Annotated in this window: 19 protein-coding genes; 7 read left to right on the top strand and 12 right to left on the bottom strand. The window is 36.7% G+C overall.

The genetic code is table 11. The features are described 5' to 3' along the window. Positions 1 to 41: 41 nt before the first annotated feature. Both msrB and Q0252_RS03040 read left to right on the top strand, forming a co-directional pair. Positions 42 to 566, top strand: a complete 525-nt coding sequence (msrB, locus tag Q0252_RS03045) for a peptide-methionine (R)-S-oxide reductase MsrB (protein WP_297983678.1) — start codon at positions 42 to 44, stop codon at positions 564 to 566. A 120-nt stretch (positions 567 to 686) separates the two neighbouring features. Further along, a complete protein-coding gene (locus Q0252_RS03040; RefSeq protein WP_297983675.1) occupies positions 687 to 1,451 on the top strand; it encodes a murein L,D-transpeptidase catalytic domain family protein in 765 nt (254 codons plus the stop codon). Between the two features lie 99 nt (positions 1,452 to 1,550). Here the strand turns inward: Q0252_RS03040 and Q0252_RS03035 are convergent, their stop codons facing one another. From Q0252_RS03035 to Q0252_RS03015, 5 genes are all read right to left on the bottom strand, one after another. Continuing rightward, entirely contained in the window at positions 1,551 to 4,541 is a 2,991-nt protein-coding gene (locus Q0252_RS03035; RefSeq protein WP_367174812.1) for a TonB-dependent receptor, read from the bottom strand. 63 nt (positions 4,542 to 4,604) lie between these two features. Continuing rightward, positions 4,605 to 4,955: a hypothetical protein gene (locus Q0252_RS03030; protein ID WP_297983673.1), complete on the bottom strand. Its 351-nt coding sequence runs from the start codon at positions 4,953 to 4,955 to the stop codon at positions 4,605 to 4,607. A 93-nt stretch (positions 4,956 to 5,048) separates the two neighbouring features. Then, complete coding sequence (locus tag Q0252_RS03025) at positions 5,049 to 5,720, bottom strand: NlpC/P60 family protein (protein ID WP_297983671.1); 672 nt, start codon at positions 5,718 to 5,720, stop codon at positions 5,049 to 5,051. A gap of 392 nt (positions 5,721 to 6,112) precedes the next feature. After that, positions 6,113 to 6,568, bottom strand: a complete 456-nt coding sequence (locus tag Q0252_RS03020; protein WP_297983669.1) for a GNAT family N-acetyltransferase — start codon at positions 6,566 to 6,568, stop codon at positions 6,113 to 6,115. 48 nt (positions 6,569 to 6,616) lie between these two features. Further along, complete coding sequence (locus Q0252_RS03015; RefSeq protein ID WP_297983667.1) at positions 6,617 to 8,815, bottom strand: glutamine synthetase III; 2,199 nt, start codon at positions 8,813 to 8,815, stop codon at positions 6,617 to 6,619. A 283-nt stretch (positions 8,816 to 9,098) separates the two neighbouring features. Between Q0252_RS03015 and Q0252_RS03010 the strand changes: the two genes are divergently transcribed. Beyond that, on the top strand, positions 9,099 to 10,778 hold the full coding sequence (locus Q0252_RS03010) for a hypothetical protein (RefSeq protein ID WP_297983664.1): 1,680 nt from the start codon (positions 9,099 to 9,101) through the stop codon (positions 10,776 to 10,778). 58 nt (positions 10,779 to 10,836) lie between these two features. Here Q0252_RS03010 and Q0252_RS03005 read toward each other — a convergent pair whose 3' ends face one another. Then, entirely contained in the window at positions 10,837 to 12,216 is a 1,380-nt protein-coding gene (locus Q0252_RS03005) for an aspartate kinase (protein ID WP_297983660.1), read from the bottom strand. A 100-nt stretch (positions 12,217 to 12,316) separates the two neighbouring features. Here Q0252_RS03005 and Q0252_RS03000 point away from each other — a divergent pair, with 100 nt between their 5' ends. Beyond that, on the top strand, positions 12,317 to 14,161 hold the full coding sequence (locus tag Q0252_RS03000; protein ID WP_297983658.1) for a M1 family metallopeptidase: 1,845 nt from the start codon (positions 12,317 to 12,319) through the stop codon (positions 14,159 to 14,161). Between the two features lie 37 nt (positions 14,162 to 14,198). Continuing rightward, entirely contained in the window at positions 14,199 to 14,957 is a 759-nt protein-coding gene (locus tag Q0252_RS02995; protein ID WP_297983655.1) for a type III pantothenate kinase, read from the top strand. 92 nt (positions 14,958 to 15,049) lie between these two features. On the opposite strand, the gene Q0252_RS02990 is transcribed toward Q0252_RS02995, so the two are convergent. The 6 genes from Q0252_RS02990 to Q0252_RS02965 all read right to left on the bottom strand — a co-directional run bounded on the left by Q0252_RS02990 (position 15,050) and on the right by Q0252_RS02965 (position 19,088). Then, on the bottom strand, positions 15,050 to 15,481 hold the full coding sequence (locus Q0252_RS02990) for a nucleoside deaminase (RefSeq protein ID WP_297983652.1): 432 nt from the start codon (positions 15,479 to 15,481) through the stop codon (positions 15,050 to 15,052). Between the two features lie 63 nt (positions 15,482 to 15,544). Then, complete coding sequence (locus Q0252_RS02985; protein ID WP_297983650.1) at positions 15,545 to 16,015, bottom strand: DUF6702 family protein; 471 nt, start codon at positions 16,013 to 16,015, stop codon at positions 15,545 to 15,547. 64 nt (positions 16,016 to 16,079) lie between these two features. Continuing rightward, the gene (locus tag Q0252_RS02980) at positions 16,080 to 16,832 is read right to left on the bottom strand and encodes a TIGR00730 family Rossman fold protein (protein ID WP_297983648.1); all 753 of its coding nucleotides are present in this window, start codon (positions 16,830 to 16,832) and stop codon (positions 16,080 to 16,082) included. Positions 16,833 to 16,835: 3 nt separating this feature from the next. Beyond that, a complete protein-coding gene (locus Q0252_RS02975; RefSeq protein WP_297983645.1) occupies positions 16,836 to 17,549 on the bottom strand; it encodes a nucleotidyltransferase family protein in 714 nt (237 codons plus the stop codon). Positions 17,550 to 17,635: 86 nt separating this feature from the next. Further along, positions 17,636 to 18,040 carry an RNase adapter RapZ gene (locus Q0252_RS02970; protein WP_297983642.1) on the bottom strand — a complete coding sequence of 135 codons (405 nt, stop codon included), beginning with the start codon at positions 18,038 to 18,040 and terminating at the stop codon, positions 17,636 to 17,638. Between the two features lie 25 nt (positions 18,041 to 18,065). Then, positions 18,066 to 19,088, bottom strand: a complete 1,023-nt coding sequence (locus Q0252_RS02965; RefSeq protein WP_297983639.1) for a phosphotransferase — start codon at positions 19,086 to 19,088, stop codon at positions 18,066 to 18,068. A gap of 48 nt (positions 19,089 to 19,136) precedes the next feature. Between Q0252_RS02965 and xrtF the strand changes: the two genes are divergently transcribed. Then, positions 19,137 to 19,679 (top strand): exosortase family protein XrtF, encoded by a 543-nt coding sequence (gene xrtF / locus Q0252_RS02960; protein WP_297983636.1) that lies wholly within the window; start codon positions 19,137 to 19,139, stop codon positions 19,677 to 19,679. Then, a complete protein-coding gene (locus Q0252_RS02955) occupies positions 19,666 to 20,100 on the top strand; it encodes an exosortase F system-associated protein (protein ID WP_297983633.1) in 435 nt (144 codons plus the stop codon). The genes xrtF and Q0252_RS02955 overlap by 14 nt, the downstream gene beginning before the upstream one ends. The last annotated feature ends 399 nt before the right edge of the window (positions 20,101 to 20,499 follow it).

The raw sequence follows: 20,499 nt of genomic DNA, 5'->3' as shown, positions 1-20,499 counted from the left end.
AGTTGGAAGTCTTCGCGCTTCGTGGTTCCCTCTAGCTGCTTATGAAATTCATCAGTTTAATATCACTTTTTTTATTTCTGCTAACCTGTTCGCAGACGCAGAAACCTATAAAATCAACTTCTATGGAAAACAATACATCAAATAACAATCCACATTATTCCCGAACAGATTCTTCAAAAGTTACGCTTACAGACGAAGAATGGCAAAAAATACTTTCTCCGGATTTGTATGCTATTGCTAGACAGCAACATACGGAAAGACCTTTTACCGGAAAGTATAATGAATTCGATGAGGTTGGAGAGTATTATTGTGCCGCTTGCGGAAATCATTTGTTTAAAAGTGACCAAAAATTTGCATCAACGTGTGGTTGGCCGAGTTTTTTTGAAGCTGATAAAAATGGTGTCGCTTACAAACGCGATTCTTCACACGGTATGGAAAGAATAGAAGTCGTTTGTAAAAGATGTGATGCACATTTAGGACATGTTTTCAACGATGGACCACCGCCAACAGGAGTGCGTTTCTGCATGAATTCTGTAAGTCTTGAATTTGTTCCAGAAAAACACTAAACATCACAAAATCACAACGTTAAATTTTTATAAAATTTCGTTAAAGTTTTTCATTTTAACCATTTCGTATTGATGTTTTTATAAATTTGCCGCACCAAAATTTATTTAACATAATATTGAATGAAGAAATTAATTCTTGCTCTTGGAGTAACTTTCGCAGTAGCGACATCTTACATCTCATCAGACAGAACGGTTACTGTAGCCAACACGAATCAGAAAGTTACAGATACTTTGGCGGCACCGGTAAAATTCGCTGCAAACTCTACAGAAACTAAAACGCCGTCAGCATCAGAAACATTATATAACAAAATTAATTTTAGCAATATCAATACGCTGAAGTTTGATGTTTTTGAAAAAGCTTTGAAAGGTTTCGAAAATTTAAAAAAATCAGGTAAAATTCACGCTTCAACAAAATTATTGACGGTTTGTGATTTTTCTTTGTCATCCAACACGAAAAGACTTTGGGTTATCGATACGGAAACCGGAAATATCCTTTTCAATTCTTTAGTAGCTCACGGAAAAAATACTGGCGAAGAATTTGCAACCAATTTTTCGAATACAGAAAGTTCATTGCAAAGCAGCCTTGGGTTTTATATTACGGATGCAACTTATGAAGGCGATAATGGTTATTCTCTGAGATTATTGGGAATGGATAAAGGATTCAACGATAATGCTTTACAGCGTTCTATTGTGATGCATGGAGCAGATTATGTGAGTGAAGAATTTGCCAAAAGAGAAAAGCGAATCGGTAGAAGTTGGGGTTGTCCTGCAGTTCCGAGAGCTTTAGCAGCACCAATTATCAACACAATTAAGGGACAAAATGTTTTGTTTATTTATTATCCGGACCAAAATTATCTGAATTCCTCGGAATGGCTGAAATCTTAGTTTGATTAATTTTTATCTATAAAAGAAAAGGAGTTCAAAAAATTTGGACTCCTTTTTTGTAATTTTTGTTTCTTTTGCTTCAAGACAAAAGAACAATGTTTAAAGCTTCAAATCCAACCCAACATACACGTTCAGCGGCATAATTGGAGCATAAACCATTCCTCCGTCAAAATAATTTCCGAAAGGATTTTTTGCATCAATAATCGGGTTTTTCTGCGTGTAAGAAGTTAGATTTTCTCCACCTAGATAAAGTCGGATTTTATCATTCAGGTTTTTAGAAACCTGCGCATTCCAAGTTAAATATGCCTCCGAATATTCCGGAAGTTGAAATTCCGCCGGATTGGAACTCATATTAGGTAATCTTTGCTTTCCAACCGCATTGAAAGTGGTATCGAAAGCCCAAAATCCGCCTTTCTGATTTTTGTTGGTAGAATAAGCAAGATTCAAAAATCCTCTGTGTTTTGCCATGAAAGGAACTTCGCGTCTTCCATCCGCATAATCCGCCTGAACATCGTAAAATTTGTATGCCAAACGCACGTCAAAATTCTTCACAGGCATGAAATCCCACTGTGTTTGGAATGAATTTGCCCAAGAATTCCCTTCAAGATTGTAGAATACAATTTTCTGTGGAGATTGGTCTAAATCCAAAAGAACCTGGTCTTGGAAATCTGTTCTGAAAAAGTCTGCAACAATCATCGATTTGTTGCCAAAAAGTTTGAATTCCTGCTGTAAGCTTGCTCCGTAATTCCAAGCGATTTCAGGTTTTAAACCGTAAATTTTTCCGCCGTTCTGCTGAATTTCAATTTCACGGTTGGAAGCAAAATAAGCCTGACTTTCCGCAAAAATATTTGCCGTTCTGAAACCTCTTCCTGCAGATAATCTCAAAATGGTTTTGGGAGTGATGTCGTATTTGAAATTTAATCGTGGTGTAAACTGCGTTCCGGCCAAATTGTGAAAATCAGCTCTTGCTCCTGCAACCAAAGTATATTTCGCGCCGGTTAAAGTGTATTCGAAGAATAATCCGGGAACAGTTTCGGTTCTTTTAAAGTTTTGAAGCAGATAATCTTCATCATATTTATCATAAAGAAAGCTCGCTCCGGTTTTGTATTTATGATTGGTATTTCCAAAAATACTTTCAAAAATTAAATTTGAATAATACGTCGTTTGTTTCCCAAAATAATCCCTCAAACCAAAAAAACTGTCTTGTTGATGATAGGTGAGTTGATTCATCCAACCAATACTTTGATAAGGTTTTCCTTTGAAGACATGTCCGGTTTTGTTCCACACCTGAAATCTGGAAATATCAATTCCAACGCCGTAAGCAGTTTGTTCGCTTTGGTCCAAATTTTTGTTGAAATCCATTTGTCCCGCATTTCTTGTGTCCTGGACGAAATTAATTCCGAAATGAGAACCCCAACCTGTATGGTCTAAATCGCTGTAATTCAACAGATAAGCTGCATTGACTTGCGTTCCCGTTGGTTGGTCCAGAAATCCATCATCGTTGTAATCCATTTTCGCCAAAGTTCCGTTTCCATGTAGCAAAATAGACTGATTCCAATGTTCGGATAGGGAAGAAGTGTGGGTAATGTTGGCTTCGGTTCTTGCATTTAAATCTGCAAAAAGATTCAAAGTTGTTTCCGGTTCTTTGTTGAATTTCAAAAGTTCGGTATTGATTTGTCCGGTAATGCTTTCATACCCGTTGGTCACCGTAGAACCTCCTTTTGTGAGCTGAATTCCGCCAATCCAACGACCGGGAATAAAATTTAAACCATACGGAGTTGCCAAACCACGAATTTCAGGCAGAAGTTCTTTCGTTAAAGCCGTATATTTTTGGTCTAAACCCAACATTTTCAGCTGTTTTGTTCCTGTTACCGCATTCGAAAACGAAACATCAACTGTCGCATTGGTTTCAAAACTTTCAGATAAATTACAGCAAGCCGCTTTCAACAGTTCTTTTTGACCAATATTAAATGTTAAGTCGGCAGATTTTCTGCTTAAAGACGTGGCTTCCTTTGCTTTGGTAATATGAACTCCGTCAATTGATTTATCATAATGGTCGGGATGAACTTCCTTTTCAATTACAACAATTTTCATCGGATTGGTAGCGTGTCCGTCCTGAAGTTTTACTTCTTCGCCTTTTTTTGGAAATTCGGAATTTCTGTCGTACAAACAACACTGCGGTAAAGCATTATACACTTTATCATCTGCTTTAAATTTCTCGTTATCGTGTCCAACTTCCGCTAATTTTTTCAACAAATCATCATCTGTAAACTTTGTTGTATCAAAATCTACTATTAAAGTTTGAGATTCCGGTGTCCATAAAGCAGATTTTGCGCCCATTTCCAAAGCGGTTTGTTCAATTCTTGCTTTGCATGATTCGCAGTTTCCTTTTACCAAAACCTGATGAACTGTACTTTGAGCAGATTGAGTTACAGTACTTATTTCGTTTTGCCTGGGTAAGGCAGCATCACGGTCGTAATGGCAGCAACCCGGAAGTGCATCATACACTTCCTGTGTGGTTTTAAACTGCTCATTGTCGTGTCCTGCCTCGGCGATTTTTTTAAGAATTTCTGTGCTTGTTACTGTCGAATGATTGAAATCCATGGTAAGGATTTGTGTTTCTGCGTTCCAATCTGCAGAAGTTGCACCCGCTTTTTTTGCGGTAGTTTCAATTCTGTCTTTACACATTCCGCACAATCCTTTCACAAAATATTGGTTGTCTTCTGCTGATGTTTTAGCCTCAGTATTTAAAAATGAAGGCTGTCTTTCGTAATGACAACATCCGGGAAGACTATTGTAAACGTCGTCTTTCGTCGTGTATTTTTCATTGTCGTGACCAGCTTCTGCAATTTTTTTGAGGATTTGCTCATCAGAAGTTTTTGAAGCATCAAATTCTACGGTAAGGATTTGTGTTTCTGCGTTCCAATCTGCAGAAGTTGCACCCGCTTTTTTTGCGGTAGTTTCAATTCTGTCTTTACACATTCCGCATTCGCCTTTTACTTTAAAGGTGTTTTTTGCGATTTGCGCAAATGATAAACTGAATATGAATAGGGAAATAACAAGGAAAAACCTTGTAAATAGTGATTTCATTGTATGTTAGATTTAATTAATAAATTAAGTTTCAGTTCTTTTTAAAACTGAAATACGGATTTATTAACCAATCTTCGGCGGTTGCCAGATTTCTTTTAAACTCAATGAAATAAAAGGTTCCTGATATCTGAACGCTGATGTTTTATCAACAACTTTATTGGAAGAAATTATAGCTTCCTCAATTAAAACTGGATTAAAAACAAAAGTAGTGCAGGTATTGCAGGAAGAGCAACAGCCGTCGTCGCAGCCGTGGCTTTTGTTGTCAGATTTTTGGTGATGGTCTTTGCAGCAGTCTTCTTTCTTGGATTCTTTTTTACAGCACGACATTTCTGTCTGCTGTGCAGAAATCATCTGTTTGGGAAGAATAAAAATTCCCAAAGAAAGAATCATTAAAAAAATCTGTAATTTTTTCACAGTACAAATTTACTCATTTTTATATTAAGCAAATAAAAAAACCACTGCAAATGCAATGGTTTTATTTTATATCAATCAAATGATTTCGGGGAATTAGTTGTTCGCCAATGAAGTTGGGTTTACTTCCGCATTATCATTAATGATTCTTTTAGCAAACCTGAATTTTGGTCCCCAATAAGAATCTGTTAATGAAGATACCATAACACCTCTTGATGTTGCAGCGTGGATAAACTTGATGTCGCCTTCAGGAGAAACACTGTGTACAATTCCTACGTGAGAAATTCTGCTTCCGTGAGAGAAAAATACCAAGTCACCCTTTTGGATTTCGTCGCGGGTAACTCTTTCACCTTGTTGAGCTTGAGAAGCGGCAACTCTTGGAAGATTCATCCCCATTGAAGTACCAAATACAGAAAGCACAAACGCAGAACAGTCGATGCCGTTTCTTGTCATTCCTCCATATCTATAAGGAGTTCCAAGGTAAGAATCTGCTTCAGCTAAAAGACCGTCAATTTTTCTGTCGTGCATAATAGCTTTCTCGATAGCAGCATTAGTATTTGCTTTCTCGATGCTTGCTAAAGCGTTGTTAATTTGCTTAGCAGGAGAGATTTCCTTTTTTACTTCGCTTAAATTATTTTGAGAAATTAAAGCCAGTTTGGCATTTGTTTTGTATGTTATTGGAGAAGATACAACGTAGTTAGAAACGCAAGATTGTAATGAAAATACAGAAGTGATTACAGCTATGTATAATAAGACTCTTTTCTTCATATATATTTGATTATCTGTGTTAAAAATTGTTTTTTACTTTCGAATCGCATAGCAAAAGTATAGAATCAGCCCTTAAGAGCATTAAATCTGTAATTTCAGATTCTTTTTTTAACACATTTTAACATATTTTTTAAGTATGTTAAAGAAAAATAAACCGCAAACCCCTATTTTAGGTGCTTGCGGTTTTATTTTGCAAGCATTTTCTTTAAGATTTTTTAACATTTTATCTCAAAAATCTATTAACTATATAAATCTTGTCTATAATTCTGTAAAGCTTTTAATTTTTTTATTTGTTAATTAAATAGCAAGTAAATATCACAATTCCTTTAGTAATGGAAGCTTACGTTGATTTTGAATGTTAAATTTGCGTTTTTGAATTCTTCGTAAAAATATTATGCATTGTTTATTAATTTTGAAAAACAGACGCTTTCTTTAACGTTAATATAGGGTCCATAGTTTTCGATAATATCATACCCGGAACCTGCATAAAGTTTTTGTGCATTTTGAAGTCCAATAGCTGTTTCTAGAATGAGTTTTTTAAAACCCAATTCTTTTGCCCATTGTTCTAATTCTGAAAGTACTGCTTTAGCAATGTGCTGTTTTCTGAACTCTGGAAGAGTGTACATTCTTTTAATTTCTATCGTTTCATCAGCAACTTTTTTAAATGCACCGCAGCTTACTGCTTTTTCATCAATATAGGCAACGATACAGTTTTCCAACAAATCAATCTTGTTGAACTGGCTGTAGAATACATCCTTCTTTCCGTTATGTCCGGTAAGATAAGCATCGAGTTTTTCTACTAAGCTGATGAAATCTGGGTCTTTTGAGGTGGTTCGAATTAATTCCATGGTTTTAGGGTTTAAAAAAAGCCTGCTGAAACAGCAGGCTTTAAAAGGTTATCTTGTAAATAACAGCTCTCTGTATTTCGTCATTGGCCAAAGTTCGTCGTCCACCATCATTTCTAAAGCGTCACTTGCGACACGAATTTTATCAAATTTAGGTTTTACGTCGTTGCAATACGCTTCTGCCTGTTTTTGTCCGTGAAGCGTTGAAGCTTTGTCCTTCGCGTTCAAGAGTTCGTCAACACCTACTTTAATTTCTGCTACGTTTGCGGAAATATCGGCAATCAGGTTTAATTGCTCTTTTGCTAAAGCTTTGTATTCATTATCGCTGAAGATTTCTTTTAAACCTTTTACATTTTCAATTAATCTGTTCTGATAATTCAACGCTGCAGGAATGATGTGGTTTCTTGCGATGTCCGCCAAAACTCTTGATTCAATATCAATTACTGTAGAATATTTTTCAAGTTTAATTTCGTTTCTTGCTTCAAATTCTCTGTGAGAGTAAATTCCAAGCTCTTCGTAAAGCTGAACGAATTTTTTATCCATTTCCTGCTTCAAAGCTTCAGGAGTAGTTTTCAAATTGTTAAGGCCTCTTTTCTTAGCTTCTTTCGCCCAATCGTCAGAATATCCATCGCCTTCAAACATAATATTTTTAGACTTTTTGATGTATTCTCTCAGAACATTAAAGATAGCTTCGTCTTTTTTAAGACCTTTATTTTCAATTAAAGCATCTACTTCAGTTTTGAAAACCTGCAGCTGTTTTGCCATAATCGCGTTCATCACCGTCATTGGTTCTGCACAGTTTTGCGCTGAACCTACAGCACGGATTTCAAATTTATTTCCTGTGAATGCGAAAGGAGAAGTTCTGTTTCTATCGGTGTTATCTAATAGAATTTCAGGAATTTTACCAACAACATTTAATTTAAGTTCGGTTTTTTCTTCCGGCGATAATTTTCCGTCAGTCACTTTTTCAAGCTCAGAAAGAACGCTGAACAACTGAGTTCCGATAAATGCCGAAATAATTGCAGGCGGTGCTTCGTTGGCTCCCAATCTATGGTCGTTGCTTGCAGAAGCGATAGAAGCTCTTAATAAATCAGCATAATCATGAACCGCTTTCAAAGTATTCACAAAGAAAGTAAGGAACTGAAGATTTTTTTTAGGATTTTTTCCAGGGCTCAAAAGGTTTTCGCCTGTGTCTGTTGCTAAAGACCAGTTGTTGTGTTTTCCACTTCCGTTCACACCTGCGAAAGGTTTTTCATGGAACAAGATATGGAAATGATGTTTGTGAGAAACTCTTGCCATTACATCCATCAACAATGAATTATGGTCAACAGCAACGTTTGCTTCTTCGAACATTGGAGCCAATTCGAACTGGTTTGGTGCAACCTCGTTGTGACGAGTTGTTACAGGGATGCCCAGTTTCATACACTCGATTTCCAACTCTTTCATAAAGTTCATTACTCTAGTGGGAATCGAACCGAAATAATGGTCATCCAATTGTTGTCCTTTTGCAGGGGAATGTCCCAACAAAGTCTTTCCGGTAATTACCAAGTCTGGTCTTGATTGATACAAAGCTGAATCCACTAAGAAATATTCCTGTTCCCAACCCAAAGTAGGGATTACTTTTGTTACGTTTTTATCAAAATAAGCTTTACAAACATCTGTTGCAGCTACGTCAACTGCGTGAAGCGCTCTTAGTAAAGGCGTTTTGTAATCCAAAGTTTCTCCTGTGTAAGAGATGAAAATTGATGGAATACAAAGTGTGGTTCCCATAATGAAAGCTGGAGAAGTTGGATCCCATGCGGTGTAACCTCTTGCCTCAAAAGTATTTCTAATTCCTCCGTTCGGGAAGGAAGACGCATCCGGTTCCTGTTGAATCAACATTCCACCGTTAAATCTTTCAATTGCTCTTCCGCCTTCAATAGGTGAGAAGAAAGAGTCGTGTTTTTCTGCGGTAGAACCTGTCAATGGCTGAAACCAGTGTGTATAGTGAGTTGCTCCTTTCGACAAGGCCCAGTCTTTCATGGCTACTGCCACTTGGTCTGCTATGTGTCTTTGGATTTTTGTTCCTTTTTTAATGGCATCCAAAATAGAAGTGAATGCTTCTTTTGTTAAATATTCTCTCATTGTTTCTTCTGAGAAAACATTTTGGCAGAACAGTTCGGAAAGTTTTGCCGGAACCGTAACTGCGTTATCCTGTCTGAAATTCTTAAAAGAAAGCGTTTCTAACGCCTTAAATCTTAATGTTGACATTTTTAGTGATGATTTTAATGATGCAAATTTACGCTTTTTTAATAATCAAAAGTAAAAGTTGATAATATTTTAGGGGTATGTTTAAAAAATTTAATTTAAACATCTATTTAAAGTTTAAAACTTAGGGGGTGTTTTTAAAAATTATTGTTTTTTGGATTTAGTTTTGATTAAAAAGTAAATTTTTCGAAATTCAGTTTAAATTAAATTTACACAGGGTTAACTAAAAATTTCGTAATTTTGTGCGTCATTAATTATAAATTTAACCCTTATATATAGATAATTTATGGCAACAAACTTAAGAGCACGCGAAACAACGGAAGCCATTGAAAGGCTATACGTTACGATGCGACACCTTTTCTACAGGGGCTTTTTCAAACCGGGCGGCGTTTCCGGTGAAACTATCCGAAATCTTTTAATGATTATCTCTCCCGAAATCTACGGTTCCATGAGTATTGCGAACAAAGTAGAGTTGGACGGACTTCTTTATGTTCTGGACCGTCTTCCGGAAGGAATTGAGGAAACAGCTTTCGTGCATTTGACGTCGGATGAAGGTTTTGAAAAGGGAAGTTTTGAAGTTATTGTTCCAAAAAAACGGAGAAGAAACTGCTACAGAATTGATGAACACCAAATGAACATTGAAGTTCTTCTAGGCCGTTCTGAAATTTATGATATCCTTACGCACCTTACCTTTTTATATATAGAAGCGGATAAAATTCGCGAATTGGCCTACAAAAAAGATGAAGATTATAAGCCTACAAGAGCATGGACGATTATCGAGGAAGTGGCGAAAGGCGAGAAAAAACTCAGCAGAAAGGAAAAAGAAGTAGCACTGATTCACCTTTCTTCGCTTTTGGGAAGAACTTTTGATGAGGTTCTGAACGCTTACAACAGTTTTGGTGATGATAAAAATCCGGACCGTCTTTTCAAAATTATCTATTTCCTTGGAAAAGCAAGTTTGGATGATTTGAAAGGTCTTAGAGAAAGAGAAATCTTCTTCTCGGCAATTCTTCGTGAACGAGTTGGACATCATCTTTTCGGAGAACGTTGGGCTAATAAAGTGAAAGAAGTTTTGGCGTCGAACAATCTTCACATGAGGCCACTTCATATTATTTCAGCGAATATGCATTCTGTGAAAAATATGCTTTACGGAAACGATGCTGTTGGGAAAAAGTTTACAAAAAGTGTTGATTACAGCCTTTACGAAGAAATTTCAAATAAGAAATCGCTGCAGGAAAAGGTGTTGAATCATTCCCAAAAATCCGGATTGATTTATATTGATGATGACAGCGGAAGTAATATCGATGTTCAGATTATCGATTTATCTAAAACTGATTTGAAAAATACCCCTTTCGGACACCTGAAATATAAAGGCGATGATGTGATTTTGGTTTTCGATTATGCCTTTGGAGAACAGGCTTTCGAAATTATGGATGAATTGCTTCGTCCTTACGAATACAATCAGGAAGTCTATACAATGCACGTAAAATCTGTTTCAATTATGGGTAAAGCCGGAATTCTTACCGGTGGAAAGGGAGATATTATGATTCCTACTTCTCATATTTTTGAAGGAACAGCAGATAATTATGTTTTCGACAATGCTTTAAAGCTGGATGATTTTGTGGATGATGAAATCAAAGCTTTTGAAGGTTCGATGATTACAGTTTTAGGGACTTCACTTCAGAATAAGGACATCCTTTCTTATTTTATGACGACAACATGGAAAGCAGTTGGTCTTGAAATGGAAGGAGCGCATTATCAAAAAGCGATTCAGGTAGCCTCGAAAGTGAGACACCACATCACTCCGGATTTGTTTGTAATGTATGCGTATTACGCATCTGATAATCCTTTGGAAACGGGTTCTACATTGTCTTCGGGTGGTTTGGGTTTAACAGGTGTAAAACCAACCTACATGATTACAGGAAAAATTATTGAGAAGATTTTGAATCCTTCTGTGAAGAAATAATCTTGAAAATATGAAATTAAAAGGGCTGCAAATTATTTGCAGCCCTTTTTTGCTTGATTTAATTACACAAGGCCTGGTTCAAAACCCGAATGGCTTCCTCATAATGTTCTCGTTTTATGACGAACTGCATATTCACTTGCATTAAAGACTGGGCATAGCATTCAATATTAATGTCTTTTTCGTACAAAGCTTTCGTAGCCTTGTATAAGAAACCTGTAGATGCAATATTAGTTCCCATCGCGCTTACCATGGCAACAGGTATTGCAGTAACCTGGTAAAATTTATCTTTTAGTTCTGCAATCAGGTTTTCTGCAGTTTTGGTATCCCAAACCACAATGGTGATAGAGTTGGCGTTGGTTGCTTTCAAAACATAACTCACTCCAAATGTTTGAAAAACATGCATAATCCTCTCATCATAACCTACTTCGCTTACCATCATTGGATCATGAACTTCAATAGCGATAAGTTCCTTCGAGCCGGATACAATTTCCACGCGGCTGTTTGGAGATTTATAATCTTTCGAAATTAAAGTTCCGGGATGTTCCGGTTCAAACGTATTTTTAATTCTGATATTAACACCGGCAATTTCCAATGGTTTTGCCGCTTTTGGATGAATCGCTTCCATACCAATATCTGCAAGTTGGTCTGCAACGATATAATTGGTTTGTCCAACCGGAATGCTGTTCTCAACCCCTACAATTTTTGGATCCGCGCTGGAAAGGTGAAATTCTTTATGGATAATGGCTTCATCAGCTTTCACATCCACCGCAATTTTACTGAAAGTCACTTCGGAATAGCCTCGGTCGAAAGCGCGCATAATTCCCTCTGTACCTTTGGTATAACCGGTTGCAATGCAAATAACTTTTGAAAAATCGATATTGCTGAATTCCTTATTAATACGTTCATCAATCGTTAAAGGTTCATTGTCATTAAATCCGCAAAGGTCAATGAAACGTGCATTTATACCATTATTGTTTAGAATATTGGTGGAATTCCATCCCGAATGTGCTTCTCCAATAGAAGCTAAAATTTCCCTTGCAGCCAAATGAATATCCTTCATGTCCACATATCCGGAAGCCAAAACATTGTTCAGGCTGTGAAGCATGGTTTTTGCCTGGTCGATTCTGAAACGGATAAATTCCGCTGCTTCAGCTTGATTTAGACCAATATTTTCAAAATTTTTGTTGATTTCAATCAATTTGTCGTAAAGTTCATCAAGCGCGATTTTATAATCTTCTCCTTTCAGAAATTTATCATAAACTCCGGGTTCTCCGGTCTTTTTATGTTCCAGAAGCCAGTTGGTAACATTGTTGTAAGCGGAAACCACGAAAATTCTGTTATAAAATTCGTTTTCGGTTCTGTTTCCTTTGATGATATTCTGCAGAACATCCTGAAACTGAGACATCGATGTTCCTCCAATTTTTTCTACCGTCAGCATTTTCAATATTTTATGGTGCAAAATTAACAAAGTTTTAGAATCAAAAAAGGTTCGTTACTAATTTTCAAAATTCTTATCTTGCTCTTTTAAATAAAATAAGATGACAAAATCATTTTTAGCGATATTTTCTTTCGTTTTCGGAATTTTTTCGGCCCAGTTAGGTCCTTATTATCAGCAATATGCAAAATATAAAATGGATATTGATGTAGATGCGCCCAACTTTACTTATCAGGGAAAGCAGTCTTTAATTTATACCAATAATTCTCCGGATGAACTTAAAGTGGTGTATTTTCATCTGTATTGGAATGCTTTTAAACCTGGCTCAATGATGGATCAAAGGGTTCAAAACCAAGGAAAAAATGGAGATTCACGTTTGCAAAGAGATGGTGTTTCGCGTTTGGCTTCCATTCCGAAAAATGAAGAAGGCGCACAAAATATCCACTGGATTAAGCAAAATGGTAAAGATTTGAAGTTTGAAATTCAGGGAACTGTAATGAAAGTAGATTTGGCAACGCCCATCAAACCAAATTCTTCCACAAATTTCACGATGGAATGGGACGCAAATATTCCGATGCAGATTAGAAGAAGCGGAAGAAACAACCGCGAAGGAATTGATATGACGATGACGCAATGGTATCCGAAAATTGCTGAATACGATTATGATGGTTGGGCAACTTTCGATTATGTTGGAAGAGAATTTCATGCACCGTTTTCAGATTATGATATTTCCATTAAAATTGATAAAGATTACGTCATTGGAGCAGGTGGCAATCTTGAAAACCCTTTAGATGTAAAAGGTTATGATGCAACTGCTGCTGTAAAAACCGACAATGCCGGAAAAGCGACCTGGAGATGGACAGCGAAAAACATTCTGGATTTTGCCTGGGCAGCTGACAGAGATTACACTGTTGAAAGCTTTACCGTTTTAGATGGACCGAAAGTGTTTTATGTTTACCAAAAATCTGAAAAAACAAAATTCTGGGAGGAATCCAAACCATATATTACCAAATTTTATCAGTTGATGAATGCGTCTTTTGGGCGTTATGTGTATCCGAGCTATTCATTTATTCAAGGTGGAGACGGTGGAATGGAATACGGAATGGCAACCATGATGCTCGGAGAATCCAAAACTTTGGATGGTTTAGTTGGTTTAATGGTTCACGAAGGTGGACATTCCTGGAACCAACAGATTATGGCCTACAACGAAAGTTTGAGACCTTGGATGGATGAAGGTTTTACAAGTTATTACGAAAGTTATGTGATGCACCAGCTTTTTCCACCAACGGAACCGGTTGCGAATCCTTTTGTTGGAAGCATCAATAACTATGTAAATTTCACCAAACGCGGTATTGAAGAACCTGCGGTTTGGTTAGGCGACCATCACGATAACGGAAGCGCATATTCTTTTGCGTCTTATGTAAAAGGGGAGTTGTTTCTTGTTCAGTTGGGTTATATTATGGGAGAGCAGAATCTTTCTTTAACCATGAAAGAATTCTACAACCAATGGAAACTGAAACATCCAACCGACAGAGATTTAATGCATATTGCACAGCAAATTTCCGGGATGGATTTGAAATGGTTCCACCATTACTGGATTAACACCACAAAAACTATCGATTATGCCATTAAGGATGTGAAATACGATAAAAATTCAACAACCATAACGTTGGTCAACAACGGTTCGGTTCCGATGCCGATTGATTTTTCAGTTTTAATGAAAGATAAAAAGGTGGTGAATTATCAAATACCTGTAAGTTTAACTCATGTTTGGAAACAGAAAGACATCTACGGAAGTTTCAAAACGTTAGATTATTGGGCATGGACTCAGAAGGAATACACTTTCACGATTCCATACGATAAATCTCAAATGGCCGCTTTGGGAATTGATTTTTCACAAAGATTAGCAGATGTACATCCGGAAAATAATTTAGTGGAAGTGAAGTAATTTATCATTCATCATTCAAAATTCATCATTCAAAAACATGACCTCCATCGTAATCAACATCGGCAATACCAATATCCGTTTCGGATTGTTTGACGATGACAACTGTGATATTTCCTGGATTATCAATACAAAACCTTACAAAACCAGCGACGAACTTTTTGTGCAGTTCCTCACTTTGTATCAGTATTACAAAATTGATATTGAAAAAATTGAAAAAATCATCATTGGTTCCGTGGTTCCGCAGTTAACGTACGATATTACGAGAGCCATCGAAAAAATCCACGGAAAGAAACCGATTTTGGTGGACAGAAATACGAAATCTGCAGTAGAACCGAAATCGAAACAGATGGGAACCGATATTTACGCCAATTTGGTTGCAGCGCATCATCTTTATCCGGACCGCAAAAAAATTATTATAGATTTTGGAACTGCTCTTACAGCAAGCTGCATCACAGAAACGGGCGATACTTTGGGCGTTATCATAGCTCCCGGAATTATTACTTCCTTAAATTCTTTGGTGGGACAAACGGCTCAACTTCCTGAAATAGAACTGGTGAAGCCAAAATCTGTACTCGGTTTAGATACGGTTACCTGCATGCAAAGCGGAATGGTGTACGGATTTTTAGGAATGGTGGAAGGTTTTATCGATAGAATTAATGAAGAAGTAAAAGATGATTGCTTCGTTGTCGCAACCGGCGGAGTTTCCCACGTTTATAAACCTCTAACTGAGAAAATCCATATTGCAGACAGGCTTCATACTTTGAAAGGACTGTATTTTTTAGGGAAGGATAAATAACATCCATTATTGTCTTTTGAACGAAACGGAGTGCAGTGAAGATTCTCTTTAATTAAACGATTCTTTGTTCCTCAGAATAAAAAATAAGTTGTCTATCTTTTCGATTTAAAAAATTCCTTCAAAATCACAGAACATTCATTTTCCATAATGCCGGTCACGATTTCTGTTTTGGGATGAAGCGTAAGATTTTTATTAATAAAACCGCGCTGTTCGTCTCTTGCGCCTATCACCACTTTTGAAATTTGGCTCCAGCTTAAAGCGCCACTGCACATTATACAAGGTTCCAACGTGATATACATCGTACAGTTTTGCAAATATTTTCCGCCCAAAAAGTTGGCGGCCGAGGTTATTGCCTGCATTTCCGCATGTGCGGTGACATCATTTAAAGTTTCAGTAAGGTTGTGTGCTCTTGCAATAATGCGGTTTCCGGAAACGATGATGCAACCTACAGGAATTTCATCCTTTTCCAAAGCGGCTTCAGCTTCCTGAAGTGCGATTTTCATAAAATATTCGTCCGTGAACATATTCAAAATAAAAAAGCTTCAGTACAAAACTAAAGCTTTTTATCATATTTTAAATTGAAGTTTTTAGAAGGTGGCTTCATTCACCTCTTTTCCTCTTTGGAAGTTCATTGTTTTTTGCTGTCCTTTATAAGCAACGTTTACTACGTTAAATTGTTTTGGATAAGTTTCCAATAGGATGGTATTTTTAATTTTTAATGAATTAACATCTGCAACTCCTCCCGTTTCAAAATACACCCAAACAGATTCGCCATTTACTTGGCTTCCAGTGAAAGTTAAATTTTTAGGAGCACCATTAACATAAACATCGAAGTTTTTGTTTACATATTTCTTTACTTCCGCTTCAAATCCTGCTGTATTTGGATTGATTTTTATGGCGTTCGAAATATGGTCGGTATTCATCTTAGTGGTGAATTTTAGGGTTCGTGAGCCCTCTACATAATCAACTTTTGTCATTGATGAAAAAAAGTCTGCCACTGCAAAACTCATCATCATAAACAATGTTAATATGCCGAATATTTGTAAAAATTTTTTCATTTCCTTTATTTAAATAACAAATTTCACTTTGTTTTTTCAAGTTAAAACTCAAATAATGTGCCAATCAGAAGTTAACGTTTACAGAATATTTATCATAAAATGCTTTTATGTGAGCTACAGCTTCGTCGGCTGTATCAACAATTCTGTAAAGATTGAGGTCAGCTTCATTAATCATTCCGTTGGCTAAGAGCGTGTCGTTGAACCATTGCAGCAATCCACCCCAGAATTTTGTCCCTACCAAAACAATCGGGAATCGCCCAATTTTATTGGTCTGAATTAAAGTAATTGCTTCAGTTAATTCATCCAAAGTTCCAAATCCTCCCGGCATTACAATAAACCCTTGCGAATATTTTACGAAAACTACTTTTCTCACAAAAAAATAGTCAAAATTCATGGAATAAGCTTTGTCAATATACGGATTAAAATGCTGCTCGAAAGGAAGCTCAATATTCAAACCGATTGATTTTCCGCCACCTTGATGAGCACCTCTGTTTCCGGCTTCCATAATTCCGGGACCTCCTCCTGTAATCACGCCAAAACCCAGTTTTGTAATTTTTTCGGCGATGTCAACCGCCATTTGGTAGTATTCGTTTTCAGGTTTCAGTCTTGCAGAACCAAAAATCGAAACACACGGACCTACTTTAGCGAGCTTTTCATAACCTTCCACCAATTCTGCCATCACTTTAAAAACCATCCAACTGTCTTTGGTAATGGTTTCGTCCCAGGTTTTTTGGCGGAAACTTTCGTGCAGTTTCTGCTCGTCCACTTCAACAGCGGGGTTCGTTAAACTTTCGTCGCGTTTTCCTTCGGTTGCCATAGTTTATTTAAATATTTTTTCCGCTTCTGCAACGGATTCTGGTTTTCCAACATCAATTAAGTGCGCATCGTGAACGAATCCATGGATGCTTTCAGTCAACATTAAATCCAGATATTCTTCCATAATGGAGAATTTTCCGGTTCTTTTTATTTTATTAAAAATTTCCGGATTAATACAGTGTATGCCACTGAAAGCCAAAGCTTTGAATCCGGCGTTAAATTCTGCTAATCGCTGTTCTCCTGTTTGTACATTCAGCCAGCCTCTTAAAATAAAATCGCTGTTGAAGAACAATTTTCGGGAACTCGGTCTGTCTGATACTGCTAAAGTAGCGAAATCTTTTTTCTCCTGATGGTATTTAACGAAATCGCTGATGTTCAAATCTGTTAAAATATCAGCGTTCATAATCAGGAAGTCTTCACCGAAATCCAAATATTTTCTAGCAAAAACCAAGCCGCCTCCGGTTTCGAGAAGTTCGTCTTTCTCGTCGGAGATTTCAATTTTCGCACCGAAATTGTCATTTTTCTTCAGAAAATCAACAATCTGGTCTCCGAAATGGTGAACATTAATCACAAAATCGTTGATACCGTAGCTTTGCAGATATTTGATATTTCTTTCCAGTAAAGGAACCTCATTAACAGGAGCTAAAGCTTTTGGATGGTTGTTTGTAAAGGGTTTTAGGCGTGTTCCTTTTCCGGCTGCGAAGATGAGTGCTTTCATAAATATGGATAAAGAATAAAGAATAATGAGTAATAAGCAATCTATCAAGTTTACCGAATAATTACTTATTGCTCATTGCTGATTACTTATGAATTAAGTTGAGGTTGTTCGTCGTGATTGATGATCACACTAACTTCCGGGTATTTTTCACGGATAAATTCGGCAATTTTCAAAGCGGAATAAACCGAACGGTGTTGTCCTCCTGTACATCCGAAATTAATTTGAAGATGTTCGAAACCGCGCTCCAAATAATTATCAATGTTGATAGAAACGATATTTTTTACCAATTCGATGAACTTTGGCATTTCTGTTTTGGTTTCCAAATATTCCTGAACGGGAAGGTCGTTTCCGGTTTGGGGTTTGTATTCTTCAATTCTTCCGGGATTTAAAATTCCACGGCAGTCGAAAGCGAAGCCGCCTCCATTTCCGCTGTTATCTTTCGGAATTCCGCCTTTTTTATAGGAAAAACTGTGTATTTCTACTGTTAGCATAATTTTTATATTCGAAAATCAGTAATTACTGATTAATTATAGTTTTGATTTTTTGTTGAACGGCTTCTGTTTTCAAAGCATCAATTACTTTTTTCAGGTGAGGGAAATTTTCCATTTCGCTCCACGAGTTTGAAAACTGATAAAGGTTTTCAATTCCGTTATCAATACTTGCAATGAAGTGCGCCTTTCGCTGAATGAGTCCGCGGAAACCGTAAGCGCCCAAAACCTGCATAAAACGAATCAGCTGAATTGGTTTCACCGAATTTTTTAGTTGAACTTTTTTAGAATCGTCACTCCATAATTTAAAATAAAAATCCAGCATTTCATTTTTAAAATCTTCCGGAAAATTAGCTTTCGCCTGAAAAAGAAAGGAAATCACATCGTAGATCAAAGGTCCTTTCATGGCTCCCTGATAATCGATGAAGTGAATGTTTTCATTTTCATCCACCATAATATTTCTTGCCTGAAAATCGCGAATCATCAATCCTTTTGGTTCAAGTGTTTCAATTTTCTGAGTTAAGGTTTTAAATTCTTTCAGCAAAGAAGATTTATGGTAATGAATCTCCAAAACATCTGCCACGAAATTTTTAAAGTAATACAAATCGTGCATGATTGGAAGTTCATCGTAGCTTTCGTACTCAAACGTTTTGCTATAATCAATTATGTTTTCAGTTTTGGTTTGAAGTTCAAAAAGTTGAACCAAAGTTTGCTTTACCAAAGATTTTACTCTTTCGGAAAGTTGGTCTTCAGCAATAATTTCGCTTAAAGTTTGGCTGCCCAAAAACTCCTGAATATAGGTTCTGCGGTCATCAGAAATTTTTAAAATTTTGGGAGTGTTGAGATTTTGTGAACTGAAAACTTCAGAAAAATAGAAAAAGCTTTCATTTTCCCTCAGATTTTCGTTGAAAGTAATGATGAATTTTTCGGCATCGGAGGAAGCTACATAATTGACCCTTTCCGAACCGCTTTGAGCCAATGTTTTGAAATTGGATGACGATTTTCCGATATAATTTTCAAAAAAAAGTTTTGCTTTTTCCGCCTCTGCCATAAGTTACAAATATAAGGTTTTGGAACCAGAAATTGGTATATTTGCACGATGTTCAACGATTTTAAACCTGTTCTGAAAATTTTATTGCGCTTCATCATTATTTATTTGGTGTTGGTGTTGCTGTATCAGTTTTATCTGAATGAATTTAAAGGTCTCGGTCTCGACCCAGTTTCAAAATGGGTTGCGGAACAGTCTACTGCAGTGCAAAATTTTTTGGGTTACAAATCGCAAATGGTGGATGGAAAACCGCATCAGGAAACTTCTTGGTTTTATGTTGCCGGAAAATATGTGTCGCGAATGGTGGAAGGATGCAACGCGATTTCGGTGATGATTCTTTTTCTTGCATTTATTTTCGCGTTTTATAATGCGAGGAAGACATTTATTTTTGCCGTAGCTGGACTTTTAATTCTGCATATTTTAAATGTTTTGAGAATAGCAGGACTGAATATTCTTCTTATTGAAGCTCCCCAATACGATAAAATTGGACACGATTATGTTTTTCCAGCGATTATTTACGGTGGAGTTGTGGCGTTGTGGTTGGTTTGGATTAAATTTTTTGCTTTAAAAGATTCGAAAAATGAAACGGCTTAGTTGGTTCTTGGTTGTTCTCGGAATTCTCGGACTGATTGGTGTCCGAATGATGGAAGATAAAATTTTCTACGACCCTTTTCTCAATTATTTTCATGAAGCCAACAAAAAAGCGGTTTTTCCGGATTTTGAATGGGGAAAACTGATTCTCAACTATATTTTTCGTTTTGTTCTAAACCTGTTTTTTTCAGCAGTTATTATTCAGTTTGTTTTCAAGAATTTTAGATGGACTGTTCAGGCGGTTGTAATGATTTTGCTCGTGTTTGCGATTACTTTTCCGATGTATCTGTACTGCATTTCCACGAAATTTGAAATTGGTTATCTGTTCTCGTTTTATATGAGAAGGTTTGTGATACAGCCTTTGATTTTACTGCTCGTTATCCCGATGTTTTATTACAGGAAGCAAATTTCTTACAGTAAGTAATTTCCCACAGGTTTCACAGATTTCCACAGATTTTTTTCTCGCAGATTAAGCGAATTTCGCAGATTTTCTTTTGCTGACTTTTCTACCGAATGCTTTTCAGTTTTAAACTTTTGTGGTTGAATGAAGATCTGGTTATGTACGTGACACGCGATGAATCGCATCTCTACAATGATTGTGTGGTGTTGTTTTCTCTCGCAGATTTCGCGGATTGTGCAGATTTTTTCTTTTGTTGACTTTTATAAGTCATAATTTTCAGCTTAAATCTTTTGTGACTTTTGTGGTTGAATGAAAATCTGGTTATGTATGTGACACGAGATGAATCGCATCTCTACAATGATTGCGTTTTTTCTCTCGCAGATTTCGCGGATTGTGCAGATTTTTTCTTTTGTTGACTTTTAT

Source organism: uncultured Chryseobacterium sp. (genome assembly GCF_936933875.1).
Classification (GTDB): domain Bacteria; phylum Bacteroidota; class Bacteroidia; order Flavobacteriales; family Weeksellaceae; genus CAKZIK01.
The sequence above is the reverse complement of the archived record's forward strand: the minus strand, read 5'-3'. Positions and strand labels throughout refer to the sequence as shown.